The sequence below is a fragment of the Stenotrophomonas sp. NPDC077659 genome, from assembly GCF_050268705.1.
GTDB lineage: Bacteria > Pseudomonadota > Gammaproteobacteria > Xanthomonadales > Xanthomonadaceae > Stenotrophomonas.
Genome location: NZ_JBNNHG010000154.1, coordinates 1 through 8,539, shown reverse-complemented (window position 1 = coordinate 8,539; position 8,539 = coordinate 1). Strand labels below are relative to the sequence as shown.

Genomic DNA, 8,539 nt, shown 5'->3' with positions numbered 1-8,539 from the left:
GAGGGGATTAAGTCGTTTGTTCCACAAACGACTTAATCCCCTCCGTCCCCTTTTTCAGTGCGGACCAACGGTCCGCACCTACCGGGGCGGTGGGTCAGCGCAGGGCGTCGGCGGGGACGTCGATGGCCATGGCCAGGGCCAGATGGTCGGAGAACGCGGCCGGTACGGCTTCCACGCTGCGGGTCTGCAGGTTGCTGCTGACCAGGATGTGGTCGATGGCCCGGTCCGGGCGCCAGCTGGGGAAGGTCGGCACCACGCAGCCCGGCGGCTGCAGCCGGGTCTTCTGGTACAGCACCTGCATTTCCGGGCGTTCGGCCAGGCAGTTGAAATCACCCATCAGCACGGCGTTCGGGTGGTCGGACAGCAGCTCGGCGATGAAGCCGAGCTGGGACATCCGCGAGCCGGCGCCCAGTGACAGGTGGGCCACGGCCACGGCCAGGCCGTCGTGGCCATCACCGAACTTGGCCAGCAGCACGCCGCGCCCGCCGATGCGGCCGGGCAGGGCGTGGTCCTGTACCTCCACCGGCTCCAGCTTGCTCAACAGGCCGTTGGCACTGGACGCCACCCCGCCCATGCGCCGGTTCGGCTGGTGGCTCCAGTAGTTGAAGCCGGCACGCTGGGCCAGGTAGTGGGTCTGGTTGGTGAAGCCCGACCGCAGGCTGCCCGGGTCGGCCTCCTGCAGTCCAACGATGTCGTGGCCGCGTGCCAGGGTGGCAATTGCGTCCAGGCTGCTGCGCTTGCGTCCCGCCGGCAGCGCATGTGACCAGCTGCGGGTCACATAGTCGCTGTACCGGCGGGTGCTTGAACCGGCCTGGATGTTGGCCGTCAGCAAGCGCAGAGTCCGTGTATGGGGGGAATTCACGGCCGGTAATGCTTTCTCTTGGATCAGTGAGCCTGGGCCGCAGCGCGTTCGCGGGCGATCAGGTGGTCGGCGATGCGCAGCATGTCCGGGAAGCTCTTGCCCTTCACCAGGTACTTGCCGTTGATGATGATCGACGGCGTGCCGCTGATCTGGCTGCGCTGGGCGAACTGCTTGGCCGAGTTGGTCTTGGCGTTCACCGCGAAGCTGCCCATGGTGGCGGCGAACTGCTTGGGATCCACGCCGTAGCCGGCGTAGAACCTGGCGATATCGTCGACCGAATCGGCGCCGCGCTCACCCTTCAGGGTCTTCTGCGAGTGGATGGCCGAATACAGCGCTTCGTGGGTCTTTTCCTGCACGCCCAGGGTCTGCGCGGCGTAGAAGGCGCGGGCGTAGTTGTCCCAGGTGCCGCCGAACATGGCCGGCACGTAGACGAAGTTCACGTCGCTGGGCAGGCCGGCTTTCCACGGGCCGACCAGCGGCTGGAAGGCGGCGCAGGCCGGGCAGACGTAGCCGAAGATCTCCACGACCTCAACCTTGCCGGCGGCCGGCTGGAACGGCTGGCCATTGCTGATGAGCTGGTAGTCGCTGCCTTCCACCGGGGCCGGGCCGGTCAGCGCGGTGGTGGTCGGGGCCGGTGCCGCAGCGGGGGTGGCCTCGGTGGCGGACTTGTCGCCCTCGGCGGCCGGGGTTGCGCCTTCAGCGGCAGCGGGCTCGGCGGCGGGGGCCGCAGCAGGCTCGGCGGCAGCCGGGGTGGCGGCCGGTTCAGCCGGGGCGGTGGTGTTGGTGCTGCCGTCATCGGCCTTGCAGGCCGCCAGGAGCGGCAGCAGGGCTGCAAGTGCGAAAGCGGCGATACGGGTCTTCATTGAAACGTCTCCAGCAACTGGAAAGGTGGGGCCGGCGACACGCGCCAGCCAGGGGGAAATGATGACATGCGGCGGCGACAGCGCCGTGTGCAGGGTCGGGATCGGTTCAGCGGCCGCGGCGGGCGCGGGCTTCGGAGATCAGCTGGGAGGCAATGCGCAGCTGGTCCTCGAAGCTGGTGCCACGCACCAGGTACTGGCCGTTAATGATGATCGCCGGGGTGCCCGGCACCTGGGTACGCTGGGCGAAGGCGCGGGCCTCGGCCACCTTCTTCTGCACCGCATCACCGCGCAGGGCCTGCTTGTAGCGGTCGGCACTCACGCCGTAGGTGGCGTAGAACGTGGCGAGCTCATCGGCCGACACGTTCTGCATCGGCAGCGAACCTTGTTCGTGCAGGGCCTTGAACACAGCCGCGTGGCTGCGCTTGGCCACGCCCACCTCGTCGGCGGCGTAATAGGCCAGCGCCCAGGCATCCCAGGCACCGCCGAAGGCGGCCGGGACCGGGGTGAAGCGCACGTCGGCCGGCAGCTTGGCGGCCCAGGCTTCCAGCTGCGGCTCGAAGTGCGCGCAGTGCGGGCAGGTGTAGCCGAACACTTCAACGACTTCGATCTTGCCGGCCAGCGGCTGGAACGGGCCGGGCTTGGCGATGCGCTCGTAATCCTTGCCTTCAACCAGCGGGGCATTGGCGGGGGGGGCGGCGCAGACGGCCAACGGCAGCATCACCAGCAGGGACAGCAGAAGGCGGGGAATCAACTTCATCGACACGCATCTCCATTGAAAACAGCAACGCCGGCGCAGCCGCCGGCGTGGAGGAAACATACCGCAGCTGCGGGCCGCCGTGGCGACCCGAACCGACCAGTGGCGGTCAGGGAGCGGCGGCCGGTTGCGTGGCGGCCGCCTCAGCAGCGAAGTCATCGGCCTTGTTGTGCAGGCCCTGCAGGTAGCTGGACAGGGCTTGGACTTCCTGCTCGCTCAGCTTCTGGGCGATGGCGGCCATGATCTGGAAGTGCGCCTTGTCGGTCTCGTTGGTCTGCCCGGTCTGGTATTCCTGCAGGCGGCGGGCGACATAGCTGGCGTGCTGTCCGCCGAGATGCGGGTAGGCCGGGCCGGGGTTGCCGGCGCCGCTGGGGCCATGGCAGGCCATGCAGGCCGGCAGGCCGCGCGTGGCGTCGCCGCCGCGGTACAGCTGCTGGCCGATCTCGTAGAACTTCATGCCCTTGTAGGGGCCGTCGGCCACGGCAGTATCGTCGGCAATGCCGGCGGTGGCCTTCTGGGTGGCGAAGAAGGCGCCGATGTCGCGCATGTCCTGCGGGGTGAGGTTCTGCACGAAGGGCACCATCGCCACCGCCGCGCCGGAACTGCGCTGGCCGTTGGCGATCAGGGCCATCTGCTGGGCAACGTAGCGTTCGCTCTGGCCGGCGATGGACGGGTACATCTCCACCGTGGAATTGCCGTCGGCACCGTGGCAGGCCGCGCAGGCCGAGGCCTTGGTCTGGCCAGCTTTGGCATCGCCCCAGGTGGTCTTGCTGAAATCCACCTCCAGTGAGGCCGTGCGGATAGGCCCGTTGTCGGGCAGCGGGGTCAGCGTGGTCTGCGCGAAGGCAGCGGCGGCGGCGACGGCGGTGGCAAGAGCAGATACGGCAAGAACGCGAGCGTGGCGCATGCTGAAGCTCCGTATGGACCGGGCCGGGCGTGGCCCCCGGCATCGCCCGGATTATCAACGCCGTTTCCGCGCACGGTCAACGAAGCAGTGCAGCATTTTCCCGGCCTGCGGCGCCGGGAACGGGCGCGCGGCGCCGCAACATGCGATCCTAGGCATATGTCATTGCTCATCGAACGCGCCCGTTACCACCTCTCGGCCCACAACGTGCGGCAGCTGCCGCCCGATGAAGGGGCCGAAGTGGCCTTCGCCGGCCGCTCCAACGCCGGCAAGTCCAGCGCCCTCAACGCGCTGACCCGGCAGAACTCCCTGGCCCGAGTGTCCAAGACCCCCGGCCGCACCCAGCAGCTGGTGTTCTTCCAGATCACCCCGGAAGCGCACCTGGTCGACCTGCCCGGTTACGGCTACGCCAAGGTGCCGCTGGACCTGCAGGCGCACTGGCAGGCCTTCATCGACCGGTATTTCCGTACCCGCGAGGCCCTCAAAGGCCTGGTGGTGGTGATGGACATCCGCCACCCGCTGAAGGACTACGACCGGCAGATGCTGTCCTACGCCGTGCAGCGTGGGATGCCTGCGCACGCGCTGCTGACCAAGGCTGACAAGCTCAGCCGCAGCCAGCAGATGCAGACCCTGCAGAAGGTCCGCAAGGAACTGCATTCGGCCTATGGCGACAGCGTCAGCGTGCAGGTGTTCTCCGGCGAGGACCGTACCGGCGTGGACGAAGCCCGCGGGGTGATCGGCGGCTGGCTGGGGCTGGCGTAATCGATGTAGCGTGCCGGGCGTTGCCCGGCAGAATTCCTGTAGAGCCGAGCCCATGCTCGGCTGCCGCGCCCAGCGCGGTGCGGCCCCGGTAGCCGAGCAAGGGCTCGGCTCTACAAGGGCTCACCGGCTCATTTCAACGGCGAATACTCCGCTGGCACCCACGCGTAGGCCTCGCCTTCGCGGCGCACGTGGCCCAGCCCGGGGAACGGCAGGTGCGCGCCGGCCACCCACCAGCCCTTGGCGGTGGCCTGCTGCAGCAGGGCGCGACGGTTGGCGATGGCCGCCGTGCGGTCCGCATCAGCTTCGAATGCGGCCTCCGGGTGTGCGAACTGCACCGCGTGGAAGTGCAGTACATCGCCCCACACCAGCAGTGACTGGCCCTGGCTGTCGAACCGGTAGGAGATATGGCCCGGGGTATGGCCGTGGGTGTCCATCGCCACCGCGCCGCTGGGCAGGGCATCGCCGGGCTGGAAGGTGCGCAGCCGGTGCTGGGCCTGGTACGGAGCAACCGCGTTGCGGGCCAGCGGGAAGGCGAAGCGCAGGCCTTGCGGCGCCGTGGCTGCGCTGGCGGGGTCCAGCCAGTAATCGGCATCGGCCCTGGACAGCCATACCGTGGCATGGGGATAGGCCGGTTGGCCTTGGGCATCGAGCAGGCCGCACAGATGGTCCGGGTGGGCGTGGGTGAGCAGGACGTCGTCCACCTCGGCCGGGTCCACGCCTGCTGCGCTCAGGTTGCCCAGTACCTGGCCCAGGCCGGCGCCGAAGCACTGCGCGGTGCCGGTATCGACCAGGGTCAGATGATTGCCCTGGCGGACCAGGAAGGCGTTGACCGCGGTCTGCAGGCCTTTCTTGTCCTCGGGCACATAGCGGCCGTCGAGCAGGCGGGTGACCAGGGACGGGGCGACGCCGACCACTTCCTGCCGGCCCAGCGCGACCACGCCATCGAACAGGGCGGTGACCTGCAGGCTGCCGACGCGCTGGTGGTAGACGCCCGGCATCTGCTGGGCGGGGGCGGGCGAGGTGGCTTCGGCCAGGGCGGCCAGGGGCAGGGAAGACAGGGCCAACAGCAGGGCGCCGCGCAGCGGCAGGTGATGGAGGTTCATGGGTTGACGCTCGGCAAGACGGAGGATTCCGGTGCCATGCAGCGTGCCGGGTGGCGCGCGCGCGATGCGCTCAAACCACTGCGTGGAATGCTCAGGGGGTGTTCGGCAGGGCTGCAAGCCCTGCCAGACAACCCCACCCCTAGATGTCTGTCGGCGCCAGCCCGTACTGCTCGGCGAAGCGCTTGCTGAAACTTGCCGCCAGCGATAGCCCGCGCGGGCAGCCACCGTCTTCAGCGGTAGATCGGTCGTGTACAGCAGCGTCATGCCGTGTGCCAGCCGCGCTTCGGTCAGCAACTGCCGCAGGCTGGTGCGCTCGGCCGCCAGACGGCGACGCAGGGTCGCGCCGCTCAGCGCGAACTGTGCTTCCACATCACGCGACTGCCAGTCACGCGCCGGCTCGGCAGCGATGCGGTCGCGGATCTGTTCGCCCAGGCTGGGGGCCGGCGGCAGCAGCAGGTTGCCATGGCCCTGCCGGCACCAGGCCAGCACCAGTTCGGCCAGCGCCAGCCGCGCCTCGCTGTAATGTCCATCCTGCAGCGCCTGGCGCCAGCGCCGCAGCACGGCGCCATGATCGATCAATCGGGGCTGTGCGATCACATCGCCAGCGGTGGGCAGCGCTCCGCTCCACAGTGTGCGCGCTGCACCCAGCACTTCCGCGCACAGAGGCACGATGGCACTGAGGTAGCGGCCGGTATCTGCATCGGGCGTGTTGACCACATCGATGCGGCAGCGCTGGGTGAACAGCAGCATGTCGCCGGCGTGGGCGCTCAGCGCCTGGTGCGCGGTGCGTACCTGCTTGCTGCCTTCCAGCAGGATCACAAACTGTGGCTGCGGTATCTCCACCGAGCTGGCGCCGTGCTCGCGGCGCGCGGTGATGCAGGCATAGCCTTCGGCGCGATCACAGCCGGCCAGGCTGGCCATCTCGGTCAACAGGGCAATGTCGGGCGGCAGCATCGCCGTCATGAAACATGCGCTCCCAGCAGGCGGCCAATGCCGGCTGCGGCGGCCATGGCCAGTGCGCCCCAGAACATCACCCGCATGGCGCCACGCGTGGCTGGCGCGCCCCCGGCATGGGCGGCCATCGCGCCGGTCAGGCACAGGCCGAGCAGGGTGCTGACGGTGGTGGCCAGGGTGACCCGTTCCGGGCTGGAAAAAAGCGCGGTCAGCACCGGCAGCGCGGCGCCACAGGCGAAGGCACCGGCCGAGGCCAGCGCGGCCTGCAGCGGGCGTGCGCGCAGGGTGTCGGTGATGCCAAGCTCATCGCGTGCGTGGGCCCCCAGCGCGTCGTGCGCGGTGAGCTGCTCGGCGACCTGCCGCGCCAGCGCCGGCTGCAGCCCGCGATGACGGTAGATGGCGGTCAGCTCGTCCAGCTCGCTGTGCGGGTCTTCGTGCAGTTCGCGCTTTTCCATGGCCAGGTCGGCCGCTTCAGTGTCGGCCTGGGTCTGCACGGAAACGTATTCTCCAGCGGCCATCGACATCGCACCGGCCACGGTGCCGGCGATGCCGGTGGCCAGAATGGTGCTGGCCGAGGCACCGCTGGCGGCCACGCCGACCACCAGTCCGGCGACCGAGACGATGCCGTCGTTGGCCCCCAGGACGGCAGCGCGCAGCCAGCCGACGCGGTCGGCGCGGTGCAGTTCTGGGTGTCGTGAATGGCGGCTCATGGCCTGAGTGTACGGGGGTCAAGACGCCGTCGGTAGGATGCTGAAACCCGCCACCGTCGCATGCTGCGAAGGGCCGCCACGCTATAGTGCGCCCTTGCGATGGACGGCCCCCGGCCCCACATCCCCTGCCACTGTCCAGCGAGTCCTCCCCCTTGTCGAGCCCCAGCCACGTCGCCGATACGCCCATTACCGACCGCTCGCAACTGGTCGAGGTGCTCGCCTCCGGCGAAAAGCCCCGTGCGCAGTGGCGCATCGGCACCGAGCACGAAAAGTTCGGGTTCCGCCTGGACGATCTGCGCCCGCCGACCTTCGAAGGCGAGCGCGGTATCGAAGCCCTGCTCAACGGCCTGACCCGTTTTGGCTGGGAGCCGGTGCAGGAGAACGGCAATACCATCGCCCTGCTGCGCGACGGCGCTTCGGTGACGCTGGAGCCGGCGGGTCAGCTGGAGCTGTCCGGTGCGGCACTGGAGACCATCCACCAGACCTGCGTGGAGACCGGTACCCACCTCAACGAGGTGGCGCAGGTGGCCGGCGAGCTGCAGCTGGGTTTCCTCGGCATGGGTTTCCAGCCGAAGTGGACGCGCGATGAAATGCCGTGGATGCCCAAGGGCCGCTACAGGATCATGCGTGCGTACATGCCCAAGGTCGGTTCGCTGGGCCTGGACATGATGACCCGCACCTGCACGGTGCAGGTGAACCTGGATTACGCCAGCGAAGCGGACATGGTGAAGAAGTTCCGCGTCTCGCTGGCGCTGCAGCCGATCGCCACCGCGCTGTTCGCCGATTCGCCGTTTACCGAAGGCAAGCCGAACGGCTACCTGAGCTATCGCTCGCATATCTGGACCGACACCGACGCCGACCGCACCGGCATGCTCGACTTCGTGTTCGAGGACGGTTTCGGTTACGAGCGCTATGTCGATTATCTGCTCGACGTGCCGATGTATTTCTCCTACCGCGATGGCATCTACCACGACGCCAGCGGGCAGAGCTTCCGCGATTTCATGCAGGGCAAACTTCCGGTGCTGCCGGGTGCGCTGCCGACGCTGCGCGACTGGTCGGACCATATGACCACAGCCTTCCCGGAAGTGCGCCTGAAGAAGTACCTGGAAATGCGCGGTGCCGACGGTGGCCCGTGGAGCCGCCTGTGTGCGCTGCCGGCGTTCTGGGTGGGTCTGCTGTATGACGACACCGCGCTGGATGCCGCCTGGGACCTGGTGCGTGATTTCACCCTGGCCGAGCGCCACGCGCTGCGTGACGGCGTGCCGAAGCATGCGATGGGCCTGCCGTTCCGCAACGGCACCGTGCGCGACCTGGCCCGCGAAGCGGTGAAGATTTCCGTGGAAGGCCTCAAGCGCCGCGCCGCGCGCAATACCGATGGCCAGGATGAGAGCAAGTTCCTGGACGTGCTGCAGGAGATCGTCGAGTCCGGCCTGACCCCGGCCGAACGCAAGCTGGCGCTGTTCCATGGCCGCTGGCATGGCGACGTGGATCCGGTGTTCCGCGAGTTCGCGTACTGATTGCAATGCGGTAGTGCCGGCCGCTGGCCGGCAGATGTATGGAGTTGCCGGCCAGCGCGCAGGCTGGCGATATCGGTATCGCAGCTGGCGATGCGCTTGGCCAGTTCCTG

At 68.5% G+C, this 8,539-nt stretch carries 8 protein-coding genes and 1 pseudogene; 2 read left to right on the top strand and 7 right to left on the bottom strand.

Annotated features, from left to right (window positions below; genetic code table 11):
• Positions 1-94: 94 nt before the first annotated feature.
• The 4 genes from ACQKDV_RS16600 to ACQKDV_RS16585 all read right to left on the bottom strand — a co-directional run bounded on the left by ACQKDV_RS16600 (position 95) and on the right by ACQKDV_RS16585 (position 3,386).
• The gene (locus ACQKDV_RS16600; RefSeq protein ID WP_427785187.1) at positions 95-832 is read right to left on the bottom strand and encodes an endonuclease/exonuclease/phosphatase family protein; all 738 of its coding nucleotides are present in this window, start codon (positions 830-832) and stop codon (positions 95-97) included.
• Positions 833-885: 53 nt separating this feature from the next.
• Positions 886-1,725, bottom strand: coding sequence for a thiol:disulfide interchange protein DsbA/DsbL (locus ACQKDV_RS16595; RefSeq protein ID WP_427785186.1), 840 nt, complete (start codon positions 1,723-1,725; stop codon positions 886-888).
• A 106-nt stretch (positions 1,726-1,831) separates the two neighbouring features.
• A complete protein-coding gene (locus ACQKDV_RS16590) occupies positions 1,832-2,482 on the bottom strand; it encodes a thiol:disulfide interchange protein DsbA/DsbL (RefSeq protein WP_427785185.1) in 651 nt (216 codons plus the stop codon).
• A 106-nt stretch (positions 2,483-2,588) separates the two neighbouring features.
• Positions 2,589-3,386 carry a c-type cytochrome gene (locus ACQKDV_RS16585; RefSeq protein WP_427785183.1) on the bottom strand — a complete coding sequence of 266 codons (798 nt, stop codon included), beginning with the start codon at positions 3,384-3,386 and terminating at the stop codon, positions 2,589-2,591.
• Between the two features lie 156 nt (positions 3,387-3,542).
• Here ACQKDV_RS16585 and yihA point away from each other — a divergent pair, with 156 nt between their 5' ends.
• The gene (gene yihA / locus ACQKDV_RS16580; protein WP_079223317.1) at positions 3,543-4,145 is read left to right on the top strand and encodes a ribosome biogenesis GTP-binding protein YihA/YsxC; all 603 of its coding nucleotides are present in this window, start codon (positions 3,543-3,545) and stop codon (positions 4,143-4,145) included.
• 128 nt (positions 4,146-4,273) lie between these two features.
• Here the strand turns inward: yihA and ACQKDV_RS16575 are convergent, their stop codons facing one another.
• From ACQKDV_RS16575 to ACQKDV_RS16565, 3 genes and pseudogenes are all read right to left on the bottom strand, one after another.
• The gene (locus ACQKDV_RS16575) at positions 4,274-5,248 is read right to left on the bottom strand and encodes an MBL fold metallo-hydrolase (RefSeq protein WP_427785181.1); all 975 of its coding nucleotides are present in this window, start codon (positions 5,246-5,248) and stop codon (positions 4,274-4,276) included.
• 139 nt (positions 5,249-5,387) lie between these two features.
• Positions 5,388-6,211, bottom strand: a pseudogene (locus ACQKDV_RS16570) (helix-turn-helix domain-containing protein).
• Entirely contained in the window at positions 6,208-6,912 is a 705-nt protein-coding gene (locus ACQKDV_RS16565; RefSeq protein WP_427785179.1) for a VIT1/CCC1 transporter family protein, read from the bottom strand. The pseudogene ACQKDV_RS16570 and the gene ACQKDV_RS16565 overlap by 4 nt, the downstream one beginning before the upstream one ends.
• Before the next feature lie 152 nt (positions 6,913-7,064).
• On the opposite strand from ACQKDV_RS16565, the gene ACQKDV_RS16560 reads away from it, so the two are divergent.
• On the top strand, positions 7,065-8,429 hold the full coding sequence (locus ACQKDV_RS16560; protein WP_427785178.1) for a glutamate--cysteine ligase: 1,365 nt from the start codon (positions 7,065-7,067) through the stop codon (positions 8,427-8,429).
• The last annotated feature ends 110 nt before the right edge of the window (positions 8,430-8,539 follow it).

Excerpts from the sequence above, each read along its gene's own strand:
- ACQKDV_RS16595 (WP_427785186.1), bottom strand. The coding sequence starts at position 1,725 with ATGAAGACCCGTATCGCCGCTTTCGCACTTGCAGCCCTGCTGCCGCTC.
- ACQKDV_RS16590 (WP_427785185.1), bottom strand. The coding sequence starts at position 2,482 with ATGAAGTTGATTCCCCGCCTTCTGCTGTCCCTGCTGGTGATGCTGCCG.
- ACQKDV_RS16585 (WP_427785183.1), bottom strand. The coding sequence starts at position 3,386 with ATGCGCCACGCTCGCGTTCTTGCCGTATCTGCTCTTGCCACCGCCGTC.
- yihA (WP_079223317.1), top strand. The coding sequence starts at position 3,543 with ATGTCATTGCTCATCGAACGCGCCCGTTACCACCTCTCGGCCCACAAC.
- ACQKDV_RS16575 (WP_427785181.1), bottom strand. The coding sequence starts at position 5,248 with ATGAACCTCCATCACCTGCCGCTGCGCGGCGCCCTGCTGTTGGCCCTG.
- ACQKDV_RS16565 (WP_427785179.1), bottom strand. The coding sequence starts at position 6,912 with ATGAGCCGCCATTCACGACACCCAGAACTGCACCGCGCCGACCGCGTC.